24 protein-coding genes are annotated in these 25068 nt (G+C 72.0%); 15 read left to right on the forward strand and 9 right to left on the reverse strand.

All coding sequences use genetic code 11. The features are described from left to right. The first annotated feature begins 27 nt into the window (after positions 1-27). From SJY14_RS09190 to SJY14_RS09235, 10 genes are all read left to right on the forward strand, one after another. Positions 28-678 carry an ABC transporter permease gene (locus tag SJY14_RS09190; RefSeq protein ID WP_396598759.1) on the forward strand — a complete coding sequence of 217 codons (651 nt, stop codon included), beginning with the start codon at positions 28-30 and terminating at the stop codon, positions 676-678. After that, the gene (locus SJY14_RS09195; protein ID WP_396598760.1) at positions 665-1927 is read left to right on the forward strand and encodes an ATP-binding cassette domain-containing protein; all 1263 of its coding nucleotides are present in this window, start codon (positions 665-667) and stop codon (positions 1925-1927) included. The genes SJY14_RS09190 and SJY14_RS09195 overlap by 14 nt, the downstream gene beginning before the upstream one ends. Then, entirely contained in the window at positions 1924-2712 is a 789-nt protein-coding gene (locus SJY14_RS09200; protein WP_396598761.1) for an ABC transporter permease, read from the forward strand. Before SJY14_RS09195 ends, SJY14_RS09200 begins: the two co-directional genes overlap by 4 nt. Continuing rightward, positions 2709-3722 (forward strand): glycine betaine ABC transporter substrate-binding protein, encoded by a 1014-nt coding sequence (locus SJY14_RS09205; RefSeq protein ID WP_396598762.1) that lies wholly within the window; start codon positions 2709-2711, stop codon positions 3720-3722. Before SJY14_RS09200 ends, SJY14_RS09205 begins: the two co-directional genes overlap by 4 nt. Before the next feature lie 696 nt (positions 3723-4418). Next, positions 4419-5990, forward strand: a complete 1572-nt coding sequence (locus SJY14_RS09210; RefSeq protein ID WP_396598763.1) for a sugar transferase — start codon at positions 4419-4421, stop codon at positions 5988-5990. 77 nt (positions 5991-6067) lie between these two features. After that, a complete protein-coding gene (locus SJY14_RS09215; RefSeq protein WP_396598764.1) occupies positions 6068-7330 on the forward strand; it encodes a glycosyltransferase family 4 protein in 1263 nt (420 codons plus the stop codon). After that, a complete protein-coding gene (locus SJY14_RS09220) occupies positions 7327-8148 on the forward strand; it encodes a CDP-alcohol phosphatidyltransferase family protein (RefSeq protein ID WP_255364095.1) in 822 nt (273 codons plus the stop codon). The genes SJY14_RS09215 and SJY14_RS09220 overlap by 4 nt, the downstream gene beginning before the upstream one ends. Beyond that, on the forward strand, positions 8145-9593 hold the full coding sequence (locus tag SJY14_RS09225; protein ID WP_071253317.1) for a hypothetical protein: 1449 nt from the start codon (positions 8145-8147) through the stop codon (positions 9591-9593). The genes SJY14_RS09220 and SJY14_RS09225 overlap by 4 nt, the downstream gene beginning before the upstream one ends. 38 nt (positions 9594-9631) lie before the next feature. Beyond that, positions 9632-10180 (forward strand): adenylyltransferase/cytidyltransferase family protein, encoded by a 549-nt coding sequence (locus tag SJY14_RS09230; protein ID WP_255364096.1) that lies wholly within the window; start codon positions 9632-9634, stop codon positions 10178-10180. 91 nt (positions 10181-10271) lie between these two features. Beyond that, positions 10272-10829 carry a hypothetical protein gene (locus SJY14_RS09235; RefSeq protein ID WP_396598765.1) on the forward strand — a complete coding sequence of 186 codons (558 nt, stop codon included), beginning with the start codon at positions 10272-10274 and terminating at the stop codon, positions 10827-10829. Here the strand turns inward: SJY14_RS09235 and SJY14_RS09240 are convergent. The 4 genes from SJY14_RS09240 to SJY14_RS09255 all read right to left on the reverse strand — a co-directional run bounded on the left by SJY14_RS09240 (position 10778) and on the right by SJY14_RS09255 (position 15484). After that, positions 10778-11032, reverse strand: a complete 255-nt coding sequence (locus SJY14_RS09240) for a hypothetical protein (protein WP_043594977.1) — start codon at positions 11030-11032, stop codon at positions 10778-10780. The genes SJY14_RS09235 and SJY14_RS09240 overlap by 52 nt on opposite strands. A gap of 18 nt (positions 11033-11050) precedes the next feature. After that, entirely contained in the window at positions 11051-12907 is a 1857-nt protein-coding gene (locus tag SJY14_RS09245; RefSeq protein WP_396598766.1) for a DEAD/DEAH box helicase, read from the reverse strand. Positions 12908-12918: 11 nt separating this feature from the next. Continuing rightward, on the reverse strand, positions 12919-14202 hold the full coding sequence (gene dinB / locus SJY14_RS09250; protein WP_071253322.1) for a DNA polymerase IV: 1284 nt from the start codon (positions 14200-14202) through the stop codon (positions 12919-12921). 79 nt (positions 14203-14281) lie between these two features. Then, positions 14282-15484: an acyl-CoA dehydrogenase family protein gene (locus SJY14_RS09255; protein WP_396598767.1), complete on the reverse strand. Its 1203-nt coding sequence runs from the start codon at positions 15482-15484 to the stop codon at positions 14282-14284. A gap of 22 nt (positions 15485-15506) precedes the next feature. Here SJY14_RS09255 and SJY14_RS09260 point away from each other — a divergent pair, with 22 nt between their 5' ends. Beyond that, on the forward strand, positions 15507-16295 hold the full coding sequence (locus tag SJY14_RS09260) for an SGNH/GDSL hydrolase family protein (protein WP_071253326.1): 789 nt from the start codon (positions 15507-15509) through the stop codon (positions 16293-16295). A gap of 39 nt (positions 16296-16334) precedes the next feature. Here the strand turns inward: SJY14_RS09260 and SJY14_RS09265 are convergent, their stop codons facing one another. Beyond that, on the reverse strand, positions 16335-17567 hold the full coding sequence (locus SJY14_RS09265; RefSeq protein WP_396598768.1) for a D-alanyl-D-alanine carboxypeptidase family protein: 1233 nt from the start codon (positions 17565-17567) through the stop codon (positions 16335-16337). Then, positions 17564-18391, reverse strand: coding sequence for a TrmH family RNA methyltransferase (locus SJY14_RS09270; RefSeq protein ID WP_396598769.1), 828 nt, complete (start codon positions 18389-18391; stop codon positions 17564-17566). The genes SJY14_RS09265 and SJY14_RS09270 overlap by 4 nt, the downstream gene beginning before the upstream one ends. A 103-nt stretch (positions 18392-18494) precedes the next feature. Here SJY14_RS09270 and SJY14_RS09275 point away from each other — a divergent pair, with 103 nt between their 5' ends. Further along, positions 18495-19337, forward strand: a complete 843-nt coding sequence (locus SJY14_RS09275) for an NAD-dependent protein deacetylase (protein ID WP_071253332.1) — start codon at positions 18495-18497, stop codon at positions 19335-19337. Between the two features lie 29 nt (positions 19338-19366). Then, entirely contained in the window at positions 19367-20014 is a 648-nt protein-coding gene (locus SJY14_RS09280) for a histidine phosphatase family protein (RefSeq protein ID WP_396598770.1), read from the forward strand. Between the two features lie 25 nt (positions 20015-20039). On the opposite strand, the gene SJY14_RS09285 is transcribed toward SJY14_RS09280, so the two are convergent. Together SJY14_RS09285 and SJY14_RS09290 are read right to left on the reverse strand one after the other, a co-directional pair. Continuing rightward, positions 20040-21128 (reverse strand): glycosyltransferase family 4 protein, encoded by a 1089-nt coding sequence (locus tag SJY14_RS09285; RefSeq protein ID WP_396598771.1) that lies wholly within the window; start codon positions 21126-21128, stop codon positions 20040-20042. Continuing rightward, positions 21125-22030 carry an alpha/beta fold hydrolase gene (locus tag SJY14_RS09290; RefSeq protein ID WP_396598772.1) on the reverse strand — a complete coding sequence of 302 codons (906 nt, stop codon included), beginning with the start codon at positions 22028-22030 and terminating at the stop codon, positions 21125-21127. The genes SJY14_RS09285 and SJY14_RS09290 overlap by 4 nt, the downstream gene beginning before the upstream one ends. 70 nt (positions 22031-22100) lie before the next feature. Here SJY14_RS09290 and treS point away from each other — a divergent pair, with 70 nt between their 5' ends. Together treS and SJY14_RS09300 are read left to right on the forward strand one after the other, a co-directional pair. Beyond that, the gene (gene treS / locus SJY14_RS09295; RefSeq protein ID WP_396598773.1) at positions 22101-23840 is read left to right on the forward strand and encodes a maltose alpha-D-glucosyltransferase; all 1740 of its coding nucleotides are present in this window, start codon (positions 22101-22103) and stop codon (positions 23838-23840) included. A 54-nt stretch (positions 23841-23894) separates the two neighbouring features. Beyond that, a complete protein-coding gene (locus tag SJY14_RS09300) occupies positions 23895-24617 on the forward strand; it encodes a 3'-5' exonuclease (protein WP_052505248.1) in 723 nt (240 codons plus the stop codon). 155 nt (positions 24618-24772) lie between these two features. On the opposite strand, the gene SJY14_RS09305 is transcribed toward SJY14_RS09300, so the two are convergent. After that, positions 24773-25021 (reverse strand): type B 50S ribosomal protein L31, encoded by a 249-nt coding sequence (locus SJY14_RS09305; protein WP_043594989.1) that lies wholly within the window; start codon positions 25019-25021, stop codon positions 24773-24775. Between the last annotated feature and the right edge of the window lie 47 nt (positions 25022-25068).

Genomic DNA, 25068 nt, shown 5'->3' on the forward strand with positions numbered 1-25068 from the left:
GTTGCCGGTGATGGGGAGATGGTCTGCGTGGCGTGGGATTTCGTGGTGGACCGGTGGAGCCAGATCTGGTTCGCCTCGTGGCAGCACTTCTCCCTCGTGGTGCAGTGCCTCGTCCTGGCCGTGCTCATCTCGGTCGGCCTCGCCGCCCTCGTCCACCGCAGCCCGAGACTCTACGCGCTGGCGAACGGCGTCTCCGCCGTCGGGCTGACCCTCCCCTCGTTCGCGCTCGTCGGCCTCCTGATCCCCTTCGCGGGCTTCGGCGTCGCGCCGTCCGTCATCGTCGTGACGTTCTTCGCCGCCCTGCCGATCCTGCGCAACGCCGTCGTCGGACTCCACGAGGTCGACGGCTCCGTCGTCGAGTCCGCACGGGGCATCGGCATGGGCCGGCTCCGTACCCTCGCGACCGTGCAGATGCCCCTCGCGTGGCCGATCATCCTCACGGGCATCCGCGTGAGTGCGCAGATGGTCATGGGCATCGCCGCGGTGGCGGCCTACGCGCTGGGGCCCGGCCTCGGCGGCTTCATCTTCTCGGGCCTGTCCCGACTCGGCGGGGCGAACGCGCTCGCCTCCGTGGTCACGGGCGTGGTGGGCGTCGTCCTGCTCGCCCTCGTCCTCGACCTCCTCCTCGTCGGCCTCGGCCGCCTGACCGTCTCGAGAGGCATCCGTGTCCAGAACTGACCCCACCCGCACCTCCTCGTCCCCCTCGGACGAGGTCTCGGGCCGCAGCATCACCCTCGACCAGGTCACGAAGCGGTACCCCGGCCAGGCGAAGCCGGCCGTGGACGGCATCACGCTCGAGATCCCCGCCGGGAAGATCGTCATGCTCGTCGGGCCCTCGGGCTGCGGCAAGACCACGACGTTGAAGATGATCAACCGGCTGATCGAGCCCTCCGAGGGGCGCATCGTCCTGGGCGACGACGACGTCACCTCGATCGACGGCGACGAGCTGCGCCGTCGCATCGGCTACGTGATCCAGGCCGGTGGACTGTTCCCGCACATGAGCGTCGCGGCGAACATCGCGATCGTGCCGAAGATGCTCGGCTGGTCGAAGGAGCGCATCGCGGCCCGCGTCGACGAGCTGCTCGAACTCGTGTCGCTCGATCCGGCCACGTACCGCGACCGGTACCCGCGCGAGCTCTCCGGCGGTCAGCAGCAGCGCGTCGGCGTCGCCCGGGCACTGGCCGCGGATCCGCCCGTGCTGCTGATGGACGAGCCCTTCGGCGCCGTGGACCCGATCACCCGTCAGCGCCTGCAGGACGAGCTGATCAACATCCAGCACGAGCTGCAGAAGACCATCGTCATCGTCACCCACGACTTCGACGAGGCCGTGAAGCTCGGCGACTGGATCGTCATCTTCTCCGAGGGCGCGCGGATCGTGCAGTACGACACCCCCGAGCGCATCCTCGCGGAGCCGGCGAACGAGTTCGTCGAAAACTTCATCGGGTCGGGGGCCGGCCTCAAGCAGCTGACGTTGACGCGCGTCCGCGACGTCGACCTCGCCGAGGCGGTCGTCGCCCGCTCGGGCGAGTCCGCCGCCGACGTCCTCGCCCGGGTCGAGGCGGCCGGCCACGGCCACGCGGTCGTCGTCGACGATCGGGAGCGACCGGTCTCGTGGCCCTCGCGCCGGCAGCTCGGCCGTCTCGGCGTGCTGGGCTCGACACCCGACGCCGACCTGCCCGTCATCGGCAGCGGCGCCACGCTGAACGACGCGCTCGACACCATGCTGGTCTCGAGTGCGGGTGCCGCGCTCGTCACGGGCCGGCGCGACGCCTTCATCGGCGTCATCACGGTCGAGGTCGTGATGGAGGCCATCACCCGGGCACGCGCGTCGGCCGCCGAGGCCCAGCACGACGCGCCGGTGGGCACCAACACGGGCTCGTTCGACGTGGTGCCGGGGGCCCCCGCGGACGACGAGGACGCGGCGTGACCGCCGCGGTCGCCCCGGCCTCGGTCGACGGGCGCTCGTCCGGTCGGGGTACGCCCCGCCCGGCGTGGCTCGGACTGCTCGTGCAACCCGTGGCCGTGCTCGCCGTGTTCGCGGCGTTCGTCGTCTGGCTGACCACGGCCGACCTGACGACGGCCGAACGCACCACCCTCAACCCCTCCGACCTGCTGGCCTACACGGGCGAGCACCTCGCCCTGACGTTCGTGTCGGCGGCGATCGTGCTCGTACTCGCCATCCCCCTCGGGGTGCTGCTCACCCGGCGCCCGTTCGTCCGCATCAGCGGCCCCGTGCTGGTCGTCGCGAACTTCGGGCAGGCCGCACCGGCCATCGGTCTGATCGTGCTGCTCGCGTTCTGGCTCGGCTTCACCTTCTGGGCGGCCGTCGTCGCGCTCGTGCTGTACGCGGTGCTGCCGGTGCTGCGCAACACCATGATCGGCCTGCAGAGCGTCGACGCCCGCCTCGTCGAAGCCGGTCGAGGCATGGGCATGAGCGCGTCGTCGGTCCTGCTCAAGGTCGAGCTTCCGCTGGCCGTCCCGGTGATGCTCTCGGGCATCCGCACGGCCCTCGTGCTGCTCGTCGGGTCGGCTGCCCTCGCCACGTTCATCGGTGCCGGCGGGCTGGGCCTGTTGATCACCACCGGGGTGAACCTCTTCCTGCCGCGGGTCCTGGTCTCCGGGGCACTGCTCATCGCCCTCCTCGCCCTCATGATCGACTGGCTGGGTCGCGTCGTCGAGTACGTCGCCCGTCCGAAGGGACTCCGCGCATGACCACCTCCCGCCTCCCCCGCCGGCTGCGCCGCGCCTCCTCGTCCCTCGCCGTCGTCGCCGCGGCGACGTTCGCGCTGACCGGGTGCGGCCTGCAGCCGGCCACGGCGTTCGTGCCCGCGGTGGCGCCCGGCTCGATCCGCGTCATCGAGGGGCTGCCCGACGACGCGGCCATCACCGTGACGGCGAAGAACTTCACCGAGCAGCTCATCCTCGGCAAGATCGCGGTGCTCGCCGCCCAGGCAGCGGGCTTCGAGGTGACCGACATGACGAACGTGCCGGGGTCGGTGGCGGTACGACAGCTGATGCTCGACGGCACGGCCGACATGACTTACGAGTACACCGGGACCGCCTGGCTGACCTACCTCGCCGAGGCCGAGGGCATCCCCGACCAGCAGGAGCAGTACGAGGCCGTCCGCGACGCGGACGCCGACAACGGACTGACCTGGCTCGAGCCGGCGCCGCTCAACAACACCTACGCCATGGCCGTCCGGGCGGAGGCCGTGCCCGAGCTGGGCGACATCACGTCGCTCTCGCAGATCGCCGACCTGCCCGTCGACCAGCGCACCTTCTGCGTCGAGGCCGAGTTCAACTCGCGGGCCGACGGCTTCGCCCCCATGCTCGCCGCCTACGGGCTCGAACTCGGGGCCGCGGACGGCGTGCCGACGAGCAACGTCAGCATCCTCGACACGGGCACGGTGTACACCGCGACCGACCGGGGCAGCTGCAACTTCGGCGAGGTGTTCACGACCGACGGTCGGATCGACTCTCTCGACCTCGACGTGCTCGAGGACGACCGCGGGTTCTTCCCCGCCTACAACGCGGCACCGGTGCTCTCGACGGCCACGCTCGAGGAGTACCCGCAGCTGGCCGAGGTGTACGACGAGATCTCGCCCGCCCTCACCGACACCGAGATGCGCCGCCTCAACCTGGCGGTCGACGTCGAGGGCGAGGAGCCGGCCGACGTGGCCTTCGACTGGATGGTCGAGCAGGGATTCGTCACCCGTCCGTGACACGCGGACGAGGGTGATTGTGACGGGTGATGCGCCCCTCGACCGATCGGTCGGGGGGCGTTCTCCGTCTGTACCCCATCGGTGTCCGCCAGGAGGGGGACGGGGCGAGATGAACGACACCTGTCGGGATGGTGAACGCCGTCCACGTGAGCGTGTCGGGCATCCATCCGTGAGCGATTACCGGCATCTGACCAGGCATTTCACCGAGACCGCGGTGGTCTCCACGTCCTGCCCGCGGAGGGACACGCCGCGCCGGCGCGTTTCACGGCTCCTTGTCACCCCCGCACGGGTGACACGACGGGGGTCGAGAGTCACCCGTTCGGGTGTCGGCAACAGGGGGGACACGACCGCCCCCGAACGGGGGGTCTTGATAGGCTCTTGTGTCGGGTGCCCCCCGAACTAGAGTCACAGCATCCTCCTGGTCGACCCGAAATCACCAGGAACCGAGAAACCCGACCCTCTCACCGGGAGCATCTGCTCCCGCATCACCGCACCGACCCGAATCGTGCGTCGAGCAGACCCGCTGCCCGACGCGCCCGTCGCCGCCCCGCCGGACGTCCCGCACCCTCGTGACGCCCGTGCTCCGGCGCGACGCCTGGGCGGTCGATCGAACCCGAACCTCGATCGACCGCCCGCCACCGCCCCGTCGCCACCACCGACGTGGGCGTGCCGTCCCCTACCCGAACCCGAGACCCGATGTCCAGCACGCAGAGCGAACTCCGCTCAGTCCTGGTCGGACCGTCGTCACCCCGACGGATCGACCCCCCGTTCGACCTGCCCGAGTCGGAGGCGCCCCTCGCCTCCCCGGCCGCGACCCACGACGCCGAGTCCGGCGCGGCCTGGGCCCGCCGCTACCGGCGCCGTCTCCGCCTCGTCGACACCGTCGTCCTGACCCTGAGCATCGTCGGTGCCGTCGCGGTCGATGCCGCGCGCGCCATCGCCGCCGGTCGGGGCTCGGACGCGGCCACCCTCGTCGAGTCGGTCGGCTCGCCCGGGTTGCCCGTCGTCGTGGGACTGGTCTGGACCCTGTGCCTGACGCTGCACCGCACCCGTGACCTCGCGGTCGTGGGCAGCGGCGTCGTCGAGTACAAGCGCCTGCTCACGGCCAGCGTCTGGGCCTTCGCCGTCGTGGCGATCGGGTTCGCCTCGGTCGGGCACATCGGCGGCGAGGGGTACTTCCTGGTGGCGCTGCCCGTCGGCGGGGCCGGCCTGGTCGTCGGCCGGTGGACGATGCGGCGCTGGCTCGAGCGCCAGCGTGCGAAGGGCCACTACCTCTCGAGGGCGGTCATCGTGGGATCGCGCGACGACATCGCCGACGTCGTCCGTCGCATCGACAAGACGAGCGGTGCTGTGTACGACGTCGTCGGGGCCGCCGTCCCGGACGCCGACCCGCAAGGCATCGTCGTCGGAAGCCGTGTCGTCCCGGTGGTGGCCGACCTCGACGGCGTCCCCCGTGCGGTCTGGCGTCTCGGCGCCGAGAGCGTCATCGTCGCCGGCGAACCCGGCCGTGGCCGTGAGTACCTCCGCGACCTCGGATGGTCGCTCGAAGGACGCGCGACGGAGCTCGTCATCGCCTCGCGACTGACGAACGTCGCCGGGCCGCGCATCCACTACCGTCCGGTCGAGGGTCTTCCCCTGATGCACGTCGAGCTGCCTCAGTTCGACGGCCCGAGGCACGCCCTCAAACGTCTGTCCGACCTGGTGCTGGCGTCCGCCGCCCTCGTCGTCCTCGCGCCGGTGTTCGCGGTGGTCGCCCTCGCGGTGCGGCTCGACGGTCCCGGCCCGGTGCTGTTCCGTCAGCGACGGGTCGGCCGGGACGGGCGCACCTTCGAGATGCTGAAGTTCCGTTCGATGGTCGTCGACGCCGAGAGCCGCCTGGCCGACCTGACGCAGGCCGACGAGGGCGCCGGCCTCCTCTTCAAGATGAAGTCCGACCCCCGGGTCACCCGCGTCGGCGGTGTCCTCCGCCGCTGGTCGCTCGACGAGCTGCCCCAGCTGTTGAACATCGTCCGGGGCGACATGAGCGTCGTCGGGCCCCGGCCGCCCCTCCCGCGCGAGGTCGAGGGATACGAGGACCACGTCCACCGACGTCTCTACATCAAGCCCGGTCTCACCGGCATGTGGCAGGTGAACGGGCGCAGCGACCTCAGCTGGGAGGAGAGCGTCCGCCTCGACCTCTACTACGTCGAGAACTGGTCGCTGACGGTCGACTTCGTCATCATGTGGCGGACCGTGCGCGTGCTCTTCGAACACCGGGGAGCGTATTGAGCCCCTCCAGCAGCATCCGAGACCACCACGGGCCGTTCACGGGCCCGGACCACGCTCACGACGACAGGGGAGAAAGCATGTCCGTCGACATCAGGCACTACCGGGACCGCGAGTCCGCACCGGCGGCGACCGCCGCACCGGCCACGCGGGAGGACGCCCGCCCGGGCGTCGACCTGCCCGAGCTCCCCCGCCGCCGGAGGGGATCGCGTCGCAGCCGCGTGCTGCTCGTGCACTCGTCCGACGAGATGTACGGCTCGGATCGGATCGTCCTCGAGGTGGTCGGCGAGCTCGCCGCCCGCGACGACCTCGACGTCACGGTCTGGCTGCCCTCCGACGTCGCGGTCGGGCCCCTGGGCCCGAGGCTGCGCGAGCTCGGGGCGCGCGTCGAGCGGACGCCCCTGCCGATCCTTCGCCGGACCCGGCTCGGGCCGCTCGGACTCGTCCGTCTGGCCCGCGACGCGGCTCGCACGGCGCTCCGCTTGTCGGGACGCCACTTCGACCTCGTCTACTGCGCGACGAGCGCCTGTCTCGTCGTGGCTCCCGTCGCCCGGGCCATGGGTGTCCGCCGCGTCGTGGGACACCTGCAGGAGCCCTGGAGCGACGGTGACCGACGTGGCCTCCGTCCCCTGGCCCGCGCCTGCACCTCGCTGGTCGCCGTGTCGCGTTCGGTGCTCGACTCGTCCGGCCTCTCGGAGGACTCGCGCGCCGTCGTGGTCCACAACGGCGTCTCGGACCGGTCGATCGACGCGATCGAGCGCACCGAGGGTCGTGTGCCCCAGTACGTGGTGGCGAGCCGATGGAACGGTCACAAGGGCCACGCGACGCTTCTCACCGCCTGGAACGCGGCGGGTTGCCCCGGCCAGCTCGTCGTCCTGGGCGGTCCCCCGGCCGTCGGCTCCTCCGTGGACGTGCCCGCTCTGGTCGCCGCGATCGTCTCGCGGCCCGAGACGGTCACCGTCGTGGGAGAGGTCGACGACGCGTCGCCCTACCTGCGCGACGCCGACGCGGTCATCCTGCCGACCGACACCCTCGAGGGGTTCGGACTCGTGACGCTCGAGGCGTTCAGCCAGGGGCGTCCCGTCATCGCCAGCCGCTCCGGCGGTCCCGAGGAGGTCGTCGACGAGGGCCGCACGGGCTGGCTCTTCGACCGTCGCGACGTCGACGGCCTGACGTCGATCCTCGCGTCGATGGACGTCGTCACCCTGGCCGTCGCCGGGCGCCACGCTCGCGAGGCCTACCTGCAGCGATTCACGCCGGAACGCATGCGCCGCCGCATCGGTGCCGTCGTCACGCGCGAACTGCACACGGCCGACGTCGATTCGCTGGCGGTGGCCTCGTGAGCGACACCACCGCGACCGCGACCGCCGAGGCGACCGCGACCGCCGAGGCGGCCTCGGCCCGACCGGCCGTGCCCCGTGCCGTGCGACCCGCCCTCGCCGCCCTCGCGTCGGCCCAGAAGCCGTCGACGGGTGCGCCCGCGTACTCCCGCTTCGTCAACCGCCGCCTCGGTCGCTGGGCAGCCGCGGTGGCCTACACGCTGGGTGCGACGCCGAACCAGGTCACCGCACTGAGTGCCGCGTGCACCTTCGCGGGCATCGCCGTCCTCGCCCTCGCGCCGTCCGGCATCGGCACGGCCCTGGCCGTCGTCCTGCTCCTCGTCGTGGGATACGCGCTCGACTCGGCGGACGGGCAGGTCGCCCGCCTCCGCGGTGGCGGCAGCCCCGCGGGTGAATGGCTCGACCACGTCATCGACGCGACCAAGATCGCGGTGCTGCACCTGGCCGTCTTCGCGTCGTGGCTGCGTGAACCGGACGGTCGCGAGGCCCTGCTGGCCGCGCCGCTCGTCTACCAGGTCGTGGCGACGGTGGCCTTCTTCGCCATCGTCCTGACCGACCAGCTCCGCCGCGCGGAGGCGGTCCGGACGGGCGTCGCCGCGCCCGTGGGACGACGTACGGGACTGCTCTACTCCCTGGCCGTCGTCCCGACGGACTACGGCCTGATGTGCCTCGCGTTCGTCCTGTTGGCCTGGCCGCCCGCGTTCACCGTGGTCTACCTCGCCCTCCTCGTCGCCAACGCCGGCTACCTCGTCCTCGCCTTGCCGAAGTGGTTCCGCGAACTGAAGTCCGTGACGCCCCCGTCGATCGGGTCGAGGCCGTGAGTCGCGAGGGCGCCCCGGCCCGACGTGCCCTCGTCGGCGGCCTCGGTCGGGCCGTGTCACGCCATGCCGCACTCGTCGGCGTGGCGGCCCTGCTCGGGGTGGCCGCCGGCGTCGGCGCGTCGCAGCTCGCCCCGGTGGGATGGCGCGCCGAGGCGACCCTCCTCGTCCGCGTCGAGTCGCCGGAATCGGGCCTGGCGGCCCGCGGGCAGTTCGCGCAGCAGCGTGTGTCGTCCTACGCCGAGCTGGGTACGAGCCCCGAGGTCCTCGGGCCGGTCGCGGCCGACCTCGGCGTCCCCGTCGACGAACTCGCCGAACGGGTCTCGGTGGTCAACCCGGGCGGCACCGCCGTCCTCCGAGTGCAGACGACGGCCGGCACGGCCGACGGAGCGGCCTCGCTGGCCGACGACGTCGCCGAGAGCCTTTCGGCTGTCGTGGACCGCGTCGAGTCGCAGGCCGGGTCGGGCGGTCAGACCGTCGCACTCGACCTGACCTCCCCCGCGGCCGTGCCGACGACGCCCGACGAACCCGGCCTCGCGCTCACGGTCCTCTCGGGACTCCTGGCCGGCCTGGCCGTCGGTCTCGCCGGCGCGCTCGTCCTGTCCCGTGCCCGACCGACGGTCGACACGGTCGACGACGTCCGCCGGATCACGGGGCTCCCGGTCGTGGGACAGCTCCCCGGGGCTCTCCGACACGGCGACGATCCGGTCACCGGGGTCTCCTCCGCCCGGACCCGCACGGCCCTGCGCGAGGTCGTCCAGAACACGCGGGCACTGCGCGGCGGCGCGCTGCCCGCCACGCTCCTGCTGGCACGCACGGATTCGGTCCGCGAGGCGGTCGGCGTCGACGGCGGCCTCGCGCGCGCCGTCGTCGAACTCGGTGCCACCTGCGCCCTGGTCCAGTCCGACTTCGACACCCGGACCCTCTCGCGCCCGTCGACGGTGCCCGTCGGCGCCGTGCCCGAGGAGGTCGAGGCCGATCGGCACGGGTACGACCGCGTGCCGGTGCCCGACGGGGTCGTGGCGTCGTCCCGCCACCTGGTCCGCTCCGGGACCCACGCGTTCTTTGCCGCCCTCCGGGAGGACTACGACGTCTCCGTCGTCCAGGCCTCGAGCGACTCCCACCCGCTCGCGTTGCGCAGCGTGACCGACGAGGTCGACGGCGTGCTGCTCGTCGTCCGCTCCGGGGTCACGACCGTGGAGTCCCTCCGGAGCCTGAGCGCCGAGCTGCTCAGCCTGGACGTCCGGCCCGTGGGCGTCGTGCTGACCGGCGTGCCCCCGTGGCGCCGGGTCCTGGTGCGTGCCACCTGGCTCGACGACGACGTCCGTCACCCCGTCGAGGAACCCGCTCCCTCGTTCAGCATCGCCGACCTGGTCGACCACGCCGGCGGGTCCCGTCCGCTCCAGGACCTCCCCCGCCTCCGACGTCGGCCCGGTGCCCTGTCGTGACCACACCCGAGCACCACCTTGACGAGAGGACCACACCCGTGGACGTCATCCCCACCCCCGCCACCGGCCTCGCCCTCGACCCCGTCGAGGTCGGGAACGGACGAGGAGGCGCGGGCCGGGTCGGCTACGCGGCCGGCGCCTTCGACCTGTTCCACATCGGCCACCTGAACCTGCTGCGGCACGCGTCCGCGCAGTGCGACCACCTCATCGCCGGGGTCGTGTCCGACGAGATGCTGCAGGTGACGAAGGGGATCTCGCCCGTCGTCCCCCTCGCCGAACGACTCGAGATCGTGCGTCACATCGACGTCGTGGACGGCGTCCACGCCGAGACCGTGCCCGACAAGATGGACGTCTGGCGTGAGCTGCGCTTCGACGTGTTCTTCAAGGGCGACGACTGGCGGGGCACCGAGAAGGGCCTCCGACTCGAACGTGAGTTCGGCGCGGTCGGGGTCGAGGTCGTGTACTTCCCGTACACGATGAGCACGTCCAGCACGGTCCTCCGCCGGGCGCTCCGGGCCCTCTCCGGTGCACCGGGCCACGGCGCCGAACCGGTCACCGTCGGCGACTCCGTCCGGCTCCAGGGCTGACCGGTCCTCCCCAGCCGGGCATCGACCGTCGTCGACGGGTGCGGCTGGGGAGAACCCCCCGAGCGTGGTGGCGGCCCGAGATGCTCGACCCATGACACTCACCTCGGTCCTCGCCACCACCCTCGACCGCCCTCCCGCCGACGCGATCGGGTCCCGCGACGCGTCCGACCCGGCAGGGGTCGCCGATCCGCACGCGCCCGTCCGCGACGTCCGCGACCTCGTCCGGCACGTCGAGGCCATCGTCCCCGTGGCGGTGCGTCGTCAGCTCTGGACGCTGTTCTTCGACGACGACGACGTCCCCCTGCCCCTCATGGTGCCGCTCGAGGGCATCCCCGAGGTGCCCGACACCTCCGCCCTGGACCACTACGGTGATGCCCTGTCAGCCGTCGCCACGGAGTTCGGCGCCGCGACCGTGGCGTTCGTCCTCGAGAGGGTCGGGGCCGCGACGTCCCGTCCCTCGGACCGTCAATGGGCCGAAGGGCTCCAGGCACTCGGCCGAGGACGACTGTTCGAGGTCCGACCGGTGTTGCTGTGCGGCGACGACGGCGTGTCGGTGCTGGACCCGACCAGCGGGACCGAGGCCCGGGGCGGCGTCCCTCAGGCGTCCTCGAGCCCCGTCCGCCTGGTCGACATCGTCCGCCTGCCCTGACCCTGCTCGCGGTCGACGAGTCGCCACCAGGCGGTCTCGGCGAGTTCAGGGGACGTGTAGACGCCCAGCCGGGCCGGCTCGGCGTCGGTCGGACTCCACCGGCTCAGCCGGTACCCGCCGCCGAAGCGCTCGACGACCGCCTCGGGTGCCGCCTCGGGGTCGGCGCGCACGGTCCACCGATCGGGGACGTTCTCGTCGAGCATCGGTCGATCGTACCCGGGTCAGGCGCGCTGGCCCAGACGACCGCGGAGCACGTCGATGCGTTTCTGAATCTGCTCGGTGCTGGCCTGGGCGACCGACGGGCCCCCGCTGATGCGCCTGAGGTCGGCGTGGATCAGCCCGTGCGGCTCGTTCGAGTGACGCGACCAGATCGACACCAGCCGGCTGAGCTCCTGCCGCTGCTCTTTGATGGTCTGGTAGAGCGGCCGGGCCTCGTCGACCGGAGTCGTCGTGGGCAACCCCGTCTTCGGAGCCCGTCGGGCCTGGGTGGCCTGGCGCTGTCGCAGCAGGTCGCGCACCTGATCGGGCTCGAGCAGACCGGGGATGCCGATGAAGTCGAGTTCTTCGAGGCTGCCGATCTCGCCTCCGGTACCGAACTCACCTCCGTCGTAGAGCACCCGGTCGAACGAGGCCTGCGAGTCGAGGGCCTCGAACGGCTGCTGCTCGAGCAGGCTCGACGCTTTCTCGTCACGGTTGGCTGCGGCCATCATGTCTTCTTCGGGCGCGAACAACCCGTCGTCGGCGTCGGTGGGCCGGTCGAGCGCGTGGTCGCGTTGCAGCTCGAGCTGGTTGGCCAGGGCCATCAGGCTGGGCACGCTCGGCAGGAAGATCGACGCGGTCTCACCCCGCCGCCGGGCACGGACGAAACGACCGACGACCTGGGCGAAGAAGAGCGGCGTCGAGGCCGAGGTGGCGTACACGCCGACGGCGAGGCGGGGGACGTCGACGCCCTCGGACACCATGCGGACGGCGACCATCCAGCGGCTGTCACCGTCGGAGAAGGCCTGGATGCGGTCGGAGGCGGCCTTCTCGTCGCTCAGGACGACGGTCGGGCGCTCGCCCGTGATCTTCTGCAGCACGGCCGCGTACTGCCGAGCCGCGGTGTGGTCGGTGGCGATGACGAGACCGCCGGCGTCGGGAACGCCCCGGCGCACCTCGGTGAGACGCTTGTCGGCCGCCGAGAGGACGGCCGGTATCCAGTCGCCCTGGGGCGACAGTGCCGTGCGCCAGGCCTGAGCCGTGATGTCCTTCGTCACGGCCTCGCCGAGGGACGCGCTCATCTCGTCGCCCATCCGGGTGCGCCAGCGCATCTGCCCGGCATACGCCATGAAGAGGACGGGGCGCACGACGCCGTCGGCGAGGGCGCGACCGTAGCCGTAGGAGTAGTCGGCCCTCGAGGTGCGGATGCCGTGCTCGTCGGGGGCGTACTGCACGAACGGGATCGGCGCCGTGTCGGACCGGAACGGGGTGCCCGTCAACGAGAGGCGGCGGGTCGCGCCGGTGTAGGCCTCGCGGATGCCGTCGCCCCAGCTCAGCGCGTCACCGCCGTGGTGCACCTCGTCGAGGATCACCAGGGTGCGACCGGCAGTCGTGATGGCCTTGTGCACTTCGGGTTTCATGCCGACCTGGGCGTAGGTGACGGCGATGCCGTGGTAGTGCCGCCCGAAGGTGCCGTCGGCGTTCTTGAACATGGGGTCGAGGCGGAGGTTGACCCGGTCGGCGGCGTCCGCCCACTGGCGTTTGAGGTGCTCGGTGGGGGCGACGACGACGACGCGGTCGACCTCGCCTCGGGACAGGAGCTCGGTGGCGAGGCGGAGTGCGAAGGTCGTCTTGCCGGCACCCGGAGTGGCCGCCGCGAGGAAGTCCCTCGGCATCGTCGAGAAGTAGAGCTCGAGGGCGTCGGCCTGCCAGGCGCGCAACTTGCTGGCAGTGCCCCAGGCGGCCCGCTCGGGGAACGCGGGCGAGAGGTGTTCAGCAGCCGAGTTGCCTGCCGAGACGCCGACGTCGAGCGGGTCGGACGACGTGCCGTCGAGGTGCTGCTCACCCCCGGCGGGGTCGGATGCGTTGGCGGTGCTCACTCGAACCGAGTTTACCCTCGACCGGCGTCGTCCACGGACGCGGCGCCCGCGTCCCGACCGGACGCGCCGGGCCGACGTCGCGAGGCGCCGAGCAGCGAGGCTGGCGTCAGCATGGCCGACCCGAACTTGGCCCGGAGGGCGTCCATGGTCGATTCCGCCTCGCGCCAGTCGGCGTCGTCGTCCCACAGGCCGAGCGAGTCGCCGCCCGTCCCCTCGCTGAGCTGTTCGACGCGCACGCCGACGAGCCGGATGCGTTCGTGCTGCTTGCCCGTGGCCTCGTACAACGAGACGACCTCGTCGTAGATGCGGCGACCGAGGTCGGTCGGATCGGCGAGCGTGCGTGATCGCGTGATGGTCACGAAGTCGGTCGTCCTCAGCTTGAGCACGACCGTGCGACCACTGACACCGGCGGCCCGCAGGCGCGTGCCGACCTTGTCGCTCAGGCGGAGGAGTTCGCGCCGGACGACGACCGGGTCGACGACGTCGGTGCCGAAGGTGTTCTCGTTGCCGACGCTCTTCTCGGCCGTCTCGGTGTGGACGCTGCGCGGGTCGCGGCCCCACGCCAGGTCGTGCAGCTTCGCCCCGGCAGCCGGCCCGACCGCATGGACGAGCATGTCGAGGGGGGCGGCGGCGACGTCACCGACCGTTCGCAGGCCGCGGTCGAGCAGCACCTGCTCGGTCTTGCCGCCCACGCCCCAGAGGGCGCTGATCGGCCGAGGATGCAGGAAGGCCAGGGTGTGGCGGTGCGGCACGAGCAGGAGCCCGTCGGGCTTGGCGACGCTCGAGGCGAGCTTGGCGACGAACTTGGTGGACGCGGCACCGATGCTGCAGTGCAGGCCGGTCTCGGCGTGCACCCGTCGACGCAGCGCCGTCGCGATCTCGAACGGGGAGCCCATGAGGCGGATCGATCCGCTGACGTCGAGGAACGCCTCGTCGATGCCGAGGCGCTCGACCAGCGGCGTGACGTCGTCGAACATCGACATGACGCGCGAGGACCAGTGCTGGTACTTCTCGAAGTGCGGTTCGAGGACGATCGCCTGCGGGCAGCGACGCAACGCGATCGCCATGGGCATCGCCGAGTTGACCCCGTACTTGCGTGCCTCGTAGGTGGCGGCCGTGACGACCGATCGGTCGGAGCGGTGCCCGATGACCACGGGTCGGCCCCGCAACTCGGGGTGGTCGAGCAGTTCGACGGAGGCGAAGAAGGCGTCCATGTCGACGTGGAAGATCGGCGCGGTCGCATCGTCGGTCGGCACCGTGGTGACGAGCCGCCCGCTGCCGTCTTGTTTGCTCACCGGAGCATCCTCACACGCGCCACCGACATCGGCGTCGCCCGGGACTCGGCGCCCTGGGTCGCCCTGGAGAACGACCCCGTCAGGACCCCGGTCCGAGCAGCGCGGCGGCGATCATGGCGTGCGCCGAGTCGGTGCTCGACGGGTGGAAGCGACCGGCGAGGACGTCGCGCTGCAGGCGTCCGAGTTCGGAGGACGACCGGTACGACGAGCCCCCGGCGACGGTGACCGCCTGCTCGACCACCGCGCGGGCCGTCTCGGTGGCGCGCGTCTTGAGCCCGACCACGAGCCTCGGCCAGTCGGCTCCGTGGTCGACGAGCGCGTCGACGTCCCGGGCGACCTGGTCCACCTGGGGTTCGAGCCCGTCGATCGCCAGTCCCGCGTCGGCGACGCGCCACCGGACGACCGGGTCGAGTGCCCGGGCCGCTCCCCCGGCGCGCCGCGAGGTCGTCCCGAGTGCGGACTCGACGGCGAGCTCGAGGGCCCGGCGGGCGATGCCCCGGTACACGGCGGCGACGGTCGTCTCGAACACGGCGAAGACGGCGAAGAGGAACGGGTCGGCGCTCGGGCCCACGGGCAGTCGACGGACAATGCGCGTGGCGGGCACCTCGACCCCGGTGAGTCGGGTCGTGTGGCTCTGTGTCGCGCGCATGCCGATCGTGTCCCAGTCCTCGAGCGAGGCGTGGCCCGGCTGGTCGCGGTGCACGAACCCGTGGACGAGGGTCGGCGAGTCCGGGTCGGAGTCGTCCCGTCCGAAGACGCCGAGGCGCGTCCAGACCGGCGAGAGCGAGGTGGAGACCTTCGTGCCGGTGAACCGGTAGCCGCCGTCGCCCGTGGGGTCGGCCGAGGTCGTCGAGTCGGACAGGACGAGGTCGTTGCCGGGCTCGCTCACCCCGAAGGCGAAGACCTCGTCGTGCGCGGCGTCCTCGAGGACGAGGTCGAGCGAGTCGTCGCCCCGGGCCTGCAGCACGGCCGCGCACCCGGTCCAGACCAGGTGCATGTTGACCGCCAGCGCGGTCGCCGGGGCCGCGGTCGCGAGGCGCGACTGCAGGGACGCGACCTGCTCGAGTCCGAGACCCGCGCCTCCTCGGTCGGTCGGGACGAAGGCCCGCAGGTAGCCGCGCTCGCGCAGCTCGGCCAGGTCGTCGTGGGGGAACGTGTTCTCGTGGTCGTGGCGCGCTGCCCTCCCCCGGAAGCGTTCGAGCAGCCCGTCGGGCAGCAGCTCGTCGGGCGACCAGGAGGCGCGGGTCGGGTCGGACGCGGAGGCGGGCTTCGGTGCGGGCACGCGTCGAGAGTAGTTTGGTCGCATGAGTCAGCAACACCCGTGGTCCCGTTACGTCGCCCTCGGCGACTCGTTCACCGAGGGGATCGGCGACCCCGAGGAGCGCTCCCCCGGGGGCCACCGGGGGTGGGCCGACCGCGTCGCCGAGGTGCTCGGCTCCTCGACCGAGGACTTCGCCTACGCGAACCTCGCCGTCCGGGGACGGCTTCTGAAGCAGATCGACGACGAGCAGTCCGAGGCCGCTCTCGCCCTGCGACCCGACCTCATCTCGGTCTCGGCCGGGGGCAACGACATCATCCGCCCCGGCACCGACCCGGACGAGGTCGCCGCGCGCTTCGAGGGGCTGGTCGAACGGCTGCGGTCCGACGGCGCCACGGTCGTGGTCTTCACCGGGCCCGACATCGGCCTCACCCCCGTCCTCGGTCGCCTCCGCGGCAAGGTGGCGATCTACAACGAGCACGTCCACGCCATCGCGCTGCGGCACGACGCCGTGGTGGCGGACATGTGGGCGTTGCGGCAGCTCGTCGACCCACGGATGTGGGCACCCGACCGGCTGCACTTCAGCCCTCTCGGCCACCACACGATCGCACGGATGGTCCTGCAGGCCCTCGCGGTCGAGAACGACCTCGCCCCTTACTCGCCCGAGCCGCTCGAGCGTCGACCGTGGCGCAGCGCCCGGGCCGACGACATGGGCTGGGCCCGCGAGTACCTCGTGCCCTGGGTCGTGCGCCGCATCCGGCACCAGTCGTCGGGCGACTTCGTCCAGGCCAAACGGCCGGACGCCGTCACGATGGTCTACCGCGACGACGTCTGATCGGTCGGCGTCCGAGCGGTCGCAGTCCGAGCGGTCGCGTCAGAGCACCTCGTCGGGGTGCGTCAGCCGCCACCACGCCCCGGGCTCCCCGATGGTCGAGTCGAGCTCGAGGGGCACGACGTGCCGTTCTCCGTCGACGGTGAAGGTGACGTCACCGACGCGGGTGCCGGCCGGGGCCGCCCCCACGTCGTCGGTCTCGACCGAGGCCTCGACGGTCTCGTCGCCCCAGACGAGCACGCTGGCGTCCTCCGCGGCGACCGCGCGGGCGGCGTCGCCCCAGGGCAGGTCGTAGTCGGCGAAGGCGTCGCCGCGGGTGGTCAGCGTGACGGTCCGGAAGCGGTCGGCGACGCTGGCGAGCAGTGCCTGGACGTCACGGTCCAGCTGGTCGTGGTCCACTCCACCGAGCATGGCGCCCACGACCGTGACCTGCTGCCCCCCGATCGTGTAGTCGGCCGCGAACAACAGGCAGGCCCCGGCCTCGTCGAGGGTGCCCGTCTTGATGCCGACGACGCCGTCCAGCCCGAGCAGTTCGTTGCTGTTGCTGATCTCGCCGATGCCGGGCACGGTCGTCGTCGTCGTGCCGACCGTGCGGGCGACGTCGGGGTCGGCCAGGGCAAGTCGGCCGAGTTCGATCAGGTCGGTCGAGGTGCTCGTGTTCTGCGGTGACAGCCCGGTCGGCTCGACGAGCGTGGTCGAGGTGAGGCCGTGGTCGGCGAGCCAGGCCGCCGCGGCGTCGACGAACGCCTGGTCGCTGCCGAACGCCCATCGGGCCAGCACCTCGGCGTAGTTGTTCGCCGACTCGATCAGCATCACCTCGAGGACCTGGCGTTCGGTGAGGGCCTGACCGGCCGCCATCGGCGCCACCTTGCCGTTCTGCGCCCGGTACGCGTCGACCAGGGCCGCCTCGGCCGGGCCGAAGGTCAGGGTCGGGCCGTCGCCGCCGTCGAGCGGCTTCTCGTCGAGGACGACGAGGGCCGTGACCACCTTGCTGATGCTCGCGATGGGGCGGGGCCGTTCGTCGCCGCTCGTCGTCAGGCTGTCGTCCCAGCCGATCGCCTCGACCGCCGTCGCGCCGTACGCGGGGAAGGTCAGGTCGGGGCTCGCCTCGGCCGGTGCGGTGTAGGCGGCGACGTCCGCCGCGGCGGGCGCCAGCGGGCTGAGCAGCGCGAGGGGGACGTACCCGCCGACGGCGACGACCAGGGCGAGCAGCGCGATCACGCCCACGCGCCTCCGGACGACACCCGGGCGACGTCGCCCGTCGACGCCGGTCACGCGACCGCCTCCGACCCGCCCGTCGGCACGCGGAGTGCCCAGAGGGCCACGGCCGAGGCGGCGGCCACGTTGAGGCTATCGACGCCGTGCAGCATCGGGATGGTGACGACGGTGTCGGCGGCCTGCAGGGCGGCACGGCTGAGCCCGTCACCCTCGGTGCCGAGCAGCAGGGCGACGCGGTCCGGAGGCGCGGCCGCGTAGGCGTCGAGGGTCACCGCCTCGTCGCTCAGCGCCAGGGCGGCCACCTCGAACCCCGCTTCGCGCAGCAGCGCGGCTCCGGCCGGCCACTCGGGGAGGCGCGTCCACGGCACCTGCAGGACGGTGCCCATGCTGACGCGGACGCTGCGACGGTACAGCGGGTCGGCGCAGCGCGGGGTTATCAGCACGGCGTCCGCCCCCAGGCCCGCGACGGCCCGGAAGATGGCACCCACGTTCGTGTGGTCGACGATGTCCTCGAGCACGACGACTCGCCGGGCGCCGTCGAGCACCGACTCGACCGAGGGCAGCTCGGGACGGTGCATGGCGGCGAGGGCCCCACGGTGCAGGTGGTAGCCGGTGAGGGTCTCGAGCAGGGCCGCGTCGCCGACGAAGATCTCGCCCTCGTGGTCGGCCACGAGGGGCTCGATGTCGGGCAGCCAGCGGTCGGTCATCAGCACCGACCGGGGCACGTGGCCCGCCCGCAGCGCCCGCTCGATGACCTTGGTGGACTCGGCGATGTAGAGCCCGCCCTCGGGCTCGGACACGCGCCGCAGGGCGACGTCGGTGAGCCGGTTGTAGTCGGCGAGGGCCTCGTGGTCGAGGTCGGTGATGCGGGTGACGTGCAAGGTGCTCCACGGGGGACGGCCCCGGCGGACGGGCGACCGCAGGAATCGATTCGGAGGGGGACGCGTTTAGGCTAGCGTCACCGCACCCGAAGGAGTCCCACCCGTGTCGAACGCCCCCGCGGTCCCCACCGACGAGCAGGCCCTCGAGGCCGCGGTCGAGGCCCTCCGCGGGCGCCGGGTGGCCGTGCTCACCGGTGCCGGGGTCAGCACCGACTCGGGCATCCCCGACTACCGGGGCGCGGGTGCTCCCCCGCGCAACCCCATGACCTTCCAGCAGTTCCTCTCGAGCGAGGGCTACCGCAAGCGGTACTGGGCCGGCAGCCACCTCGGCTGGAAGTCCTTCCGTGCGGCCGGGCCCAACGAGGGGCACCGGGCGCTGGCCCGGCTCGAGGCCGCCGGCGTGACGAACGGGGTGATCACCCAGAACGTCGACAACCTGCACGTCCGCGCCGGGTCGCGCCGGGTGGTCGACCTGCACGGCACCGTCGACCGCGTGGTCTGCCTCACCTGCGGCCAGGCGTTCGCCCGCGACATGGTCGCGGCGCGCCTCGCGGCCGAGAACCCGTGGATCGACGAGCCCGACCAGGTGCGACTCGCCCCGGACGGCGACGTCGAGGTGCACGACATCGACGCGTTCGTCGTGCCGACCTGCACGGTCTGCGGTGGCCTGCTCAAGCCCGACGTCGTGTTCTTCGGCGAGTTCGTGCCCACCGAGCGATTCGCCGAGGCACGGTCGATGGTCGTCGGTGCCGAGGCGCTCCTCGTCGCCGGCTCGTCGCTGGTCGTCAACAGCGGCATCCGCCTGCTCGACCAGGCCACGCGCCGCAAACTGCCCGTGGTCGTCCTGAACCGGGGCGTCACCAAGGGTGACTCGCGGGCCACGGTTAAGCTGGACGCCGGCACGTCGGAGACCCTGGCGGCCCTGGCCGAGCACCTGGTCGCGTGACCTCCGGGGCCGTGCCCACCGGAGGAACGATGACGCTCTTGTACCTGGTCCGCCACGGCGAGACCGACTGGAACCGCGCCCGACGCATCCAGGGCTCCACCGACATCCCCCTGAACGACCTCGGTCGGTCGCAGGCCCGAGAGGCGGGCGACCTGCTCGCGCGTCGTCGGTTCGACGCCGTCGTCGCCAGCCCTCTCTCGCGGGCGGCCGAGACCGGGTCGATCATCGCCGAGCGCCTGGGGCTGACCGCGCCCGAGCTCGTCCCCGAGGTCGCCGAGCGCCGCTACGGCGACGCCGAGGGCCTGACCGGCGAGCAGGTCGAGGCACGGTTCCCCACGGGCACCCCGGTGCCCGGTCGCGAGAGCCGCGGGGCCCTCGTCGCGCGGGTGCTGCCCGCCCTCGCCGCGATCGCCGTCCGTTACGGCGACGGCGCGTCCGTGGTCGTCGCGACGCACGGCGCGGTGATCCGGGCGGTGGTGAACCACGTCTCCCCCGACACCGACGCGCACCTCGGCGTGCCCATCCGCAACGGGTCGATCCACTCGTTCGAGTTCGCGGGCGACGCCCTGACGCTGCGGGAGTTCGACGACCCGATCGAGGTCGAGTCCGAACGGCCCGGCACCTATGCCTTCGAGTACCAGAACGCCCTCGAGCGCGACGCGGCCGACCCGGCCTGAGCCCCCTGCCCGAGCTGCTGGCCGGTCAGCGTCCCGAGCGCCGACGCCGGTGGCTGCCCGTCGCGGCGACGTCGGCCAGCAGACGCAGCAGCACGTCGGCCGAGTCACGCCAATCGAACCGGGCGGCCTGGTCGACCGACGCGGCCGAGCGCGCCTCCCACTCCCCCTCGAGCCGGCGAACGGCGGCAGCGATCGACGCGGGCGACGACGGGTCGAAGTAGAGCGCCGCGTCGCCGCCGATCTCGCGGAAGATCGGGATGTCGCTGACCACCGCAGGCGTGCCGAGCGCCATGCCCTCGACGAGTGGGATGCCGAACCCCTCGGCGCGCGAGGCCGTCACGACGGCGGTCGCACCGAGCAGGGTCTCGCGGTACTCGTCGTCGCTCGCGCCGTCGTGGAAGACCAGCGCCCCGGCGGGCGCCAGGGCCGTCAAGGAGGCGCGCTCGGCCTCGGACACCCGGCTCATCAGGTGCAGTCGGTACCCGTCGAGCAACGGCAGTGCCCTGGCCAGCGCGGTCACGTTCTTGTACGGCATGAACGACCCCATGTAGACGAGGTCGCGCCGTGCGGGTGCGCTGCGCGGCTCCACCGCGCCGACCGGATCGGCCGCGTTGTACACCACCGTCACGGGACGCCGCGTCAGCCGGTGGCGTCGCATCTCGTCACGTGTCGTGCGGCTCACCGTGACGACCGCGTCGGCCCGGTTCAGCAGCACCCTCTGCGGCCACCAGGCCAGGTGGTACAGCCGCCACAGCAGCTTGATGGGCAGGGCGAATTCGGGCGGTGGCGTGCGGTTCGTGTAGTAGATCAGGTCGTGCAGGGTCAGCACGAGCGGGTACCGGCGCCCGGCCGAGCCCATGGTCTGCATGGGCGACCAGACGACGTCGGGGCGCAGTCGGTTCACCTGCCGGGCCACGAGGGGTTCGAGGACGCTCGTGGGCGCGCTGACGAGCAGGTGCGGCTGGTCGGGCAGCTTGTCGAGCTGGCGTGGGTCGCTGACGAGCATCGTCACCTCGTGGCGCTCGGCCAGGGCCGACACGACGCCGGCGCTGAACCGGCTGATGCCGTCGTGGCGTCCGACGCGGACGTACCGGCAGTCGACGACGACCCTCATCGGACGAACGCCTCGATCGCGGCGGCGGCCTGGCGCGGCTTCTCGTAGTGGATCAGGTGGCCGACCCCCTCGATGACGTCGAGCGTCGCGTCGGGGAAGAGCGCCTGCAGCCGGTGCTGCGCCGGCAGGGCCGTGATGTCGTCGCGGTCGGCGGCGATCAGCAGGGTGGGCACGGTGACGCGGGCGGCGTACGTGCTCACGTCGCTCGAGACCGAGGCGCGGAACGCGTCGAGCACCACGCGACGGTCCGAGAACCGCGAGAAGAAGCTGTCGTGCTGGTCGTGGATCCACCGGCGCAGGGCCCGGTCGTGCGTCTTGACCATCGCGAGGCTCGTGATCCGCGTGACGGCGGCGTTCTGAAGCACCTGCTGCCCGGCGCGCTCGGGCAGGGCGGCGCCGGCCCAGTAGTAGAAGACGGCCAGGCGGGTCACCACGCCGCGCGGGCCCTGCAGGGCGGGGGCTGCGATCGGGTTGACCAGGATCAACCGGGAGGCGCGGAGTCCGTCGGCCACCGCGGCCGACGTGACGATCGAGCCGAACGAGTGTCCCAGCACCACGACGTCGTCACCGAGCGAGAGGGTCGCCACGAACGCGGTCAGCCAGCGTGCGTACGCCGCGACGCTGTGCTCTCCGTCCAACGGGGTCGACTCGCCGAAGCCCGGCAGGTCGGGCATGACCACCCGCACGTGGTCGAGGTGCGCCACGACGGGTTCGAGACCGTGGTGGTCGCCCCGGAAGCCGTGCACCGCGACGACGGTGACCCGCGCCTCCTGCCCCTCGGGCGGTTCGTACGTCCAGTAGCGGGTGAGGCTGCCGGCGACCTCGACGGCGTCGTCGCGCACCGGTCGGGCGTCGAGGCGGGCACGGTACGGCGACTTCACGCGCGGGGGTCGGACGATCACGGGCCCGAGTCTACGAGCGACGCGCTGGGCGGAGTGCGCGCCCCGGGGCGCGCGCCCGTAGGGTGGGCGGGTGAGCTTCACTGCCCCGATCCAGCAGCCCGGACTGACCCTCGACCCCAACTGGCACCGCCGGGCGGTGTTCTACGAGGTGATGGTGCGGTCGTTCGTCGACAGCAACGGCGACGGGGCGGGCGACCTGCAAGGTCTGCTCACCCGCCTGGACTACCTGCAGTGGCTCGGCGTCGACGCCCTCTGGCTGCCGCCGTTCTTCCAGTCGCCCCTGCGCGACGGCGGCTACGACATCCAGGACTACAAGGCGATCCTGCCCGAGTTCGGCACGCTCGACGAGTTCCGTGACCTCGTGACCAAGTCGCACGAGCGCAACATGCGCATCGTCATCGACATGGTGCTGAACCACACGAGCGACCAGCACGAGTGGTTCCAGCAGAGTCGCGAAGACCCCGAGGGTCCCTACGGCGACTTCTACGTCTGGCGCGACACCGACGACGAGTACTCGAACATCCGCGTCATCTTCGTCGACACCGAAGAGTCCAACTGGACGTTCGACCCGGTGCGCCGTCAGTTCTTCTTCCACCGCTTCTTCTCGCACCAGCCCGACCTCAACTTCGAGAACCCCGCCGTCCAGGAGGCCGTGTTCGACGTTGTCCGGCACTGGCTGTCGATGGGCGTCGACGGCCTCCGGCTCGACGCGATCCCCTACCTGTTCGAGACCGAAGAGGGAAACGGCGAGGGCGAGCCGGCCACGCACGACCTGATCAAGCGCCTGCGCGCGATGGTCGACGAAGAGTTCCCCGGACGCGTGCTGATCGCCGAGGCCAACCAGTGGCCGGCCGAGACGGCGGCGTTCTTCGGCACCGAGGACGAGCCCGAGTGCCACATGGCCTTCGACTTCCCGGTCATGCCCCGCATCTTCTACTCGCTCCGCGCCCAGAGCGCCGACGAGCTCAAGCGCATCCTCTCCGAGACCACCGAGGTGCCGCCGGGGGCCGCGTGGGCCGTCTTCCTCCGCAACCACGACGAGCTCACCCTCGAGATGGTCAGCGAGGAGTACCGGCAGGCGATGTACGGCTGGTACGCCTACGACCCGCGCATGCGGTCCAACATCGGCATCCGCCGCCGTCTGGCCCCGCTGCTCGACAACTCGCGCGCCGAACTAGAACTCGTGCACGCGCTGCTGTTCTCGCTGCCCGGCAGTCCGTTCCTCTACTACGGCGACGAGATCGGCATGGGCGACAACATCTGGCTGCCGGACCGCGACTCGTCCCGCACGCCCATGCAGTGGACGCCCGACCGCAACGCCGGCTTCTCGACCGCCGACCCGGGCAAGCTCTTCCTGCCGGTCGTCCAGTCGCTCGTCTACAACTACAACCTGGTGAACGTCGAGAGTCAGCTGGCCCAGTCACGGTCGCTGCTGCACTGGGTGCGCAACGTCATCCACGTGCGCAAGGCCCACCCGACGTTCGGCCTCGGCACCCTCGAGGTGCTCGAGACCAACCAGGAGTCCGTCCTGTCGTTCGTCCGATCGTACGAGGGGGCCGGCACGCAGTTCGGCGACTCGGCCGAGGACATCCTCTGCGTGTTCTCGTTCGGTCACAACCCGACCTCGGTCGACATCGTGGCCCCGCAGTTCGCCGGGCGCACGTTGTTCGACCTGTTCGGTGGCGCGCAGTTCCCCTCGTTCGACGACGAGGGGAAGGTCGCGCTGACCCTCGGGACGCAGGCGTTCTTCTGGCTGCACGTCGGCGACGTGCCTGCTGCGGCGGCATCAGCTGTCGGTGGCGCCTCCTAAACTCGCAGGGTGACTGACACCGAGACGACCGGCACCGCTCCCGACCTCGCGGCCGTGGGCGAGCCGCCGGCCGCCTGGTGGCAGGCCCTCGGCGTCTTCGACCTCGAGACCACCGGCATCGACGTCGAGACGGCCCGCATCGTGACCGCCCACGTCGGCCTGATCGACGCCACCGGGGCCACCGTCGCGCACGGCGAGTGGCTGGCGGACCCGGGCGTCGAGATCCCCGAGCAGGCCAGTGCCGTGCACGGCATCTCCACCGAGCGGGCCCGCGCCGAGGGGCGTCCGGCCGCCGAGGTCGTGGCCGAGATCGTCGCGGCCATCCGGGCCGTCTTCGCCCGCGGCGTGCCGTTGGTCGTCTACAACGCGCCGTACGACCTCACCCTGCTCGACCGCGAGGCCCGTCGTCACGGCGTCGAGCCGTTGGGCGAGGTCGGCGAGATCGGTTGCGTCGTCGACCCCCTCGTCATCGACAAGGCCGTCGACACCTACCGCAAGGGCAAGCGCACCCTCGAGGCCGCCGCCGCGGTCTACGGTGTGTCGCTCGACGACGCGCACGATGCCGGGGCCGACGCGATCGCCGCAGGTCGCGTGGCCCAGGCCATGGCGAAGCGGTACCCCGACCGGCTCGACGTGCCCGTCACCGAGCTGCACGACCTCCAGGTCGGCTGGTGCTCGACCCAGGCCGAGAGCTTCCAGCAGTACATGCGCCGTGCGAAAGACCCCACCTTCACGGCGCACGGCGACTGGCCGCACCGCCCGCTGCCGTTCGCCTGAGCGGGGTCGTGCCCCGCGCCTCCTCGGGCCTTCCGGGCCGTCCGTGCCCTTCAGGTGGCCTGACGTCGCGTCCCTACCTGAGGTGTGTCGCCCGGGGACGCGAAAGAGGCGGCCCACCGAAGTGGACCGCCTCTGACAGGGCAGTTGGCCGAGGCCTACTTGCCGAAGTTCTTGTAGCGCGAGTTGAACTTCTCGACGCGACCGGCCGAGTCGAGGATGCGCTGCTTGCCCGTGTAGAACGGGTGCGACTCGGACGAGATCTCGACGTCGATGACCGGGTAGGTCTCACCGTCGAGCTCGATGGTCTTGTCGCTCGTCGTGGTGGAGCGCGTGAGGAACGTGGCGCCCGACGCGAGGTCCCGGAAGACGATCTGCTTGTACTCGGGGTGGATGTCGGTCTTCATGATTGTCCTAGGTCTAGCGAACGAGTGATGATGGTGAGTTCAGGAGG

This window comes from Frigoribacterium sp. R86507 (assembly GCF_044597695.1).
Classification (GTDB): Bacteria; Actinomycetota; Actinomycetes; order Actinomycetales; family Microbacteriaceae; genus Frigoribacterium.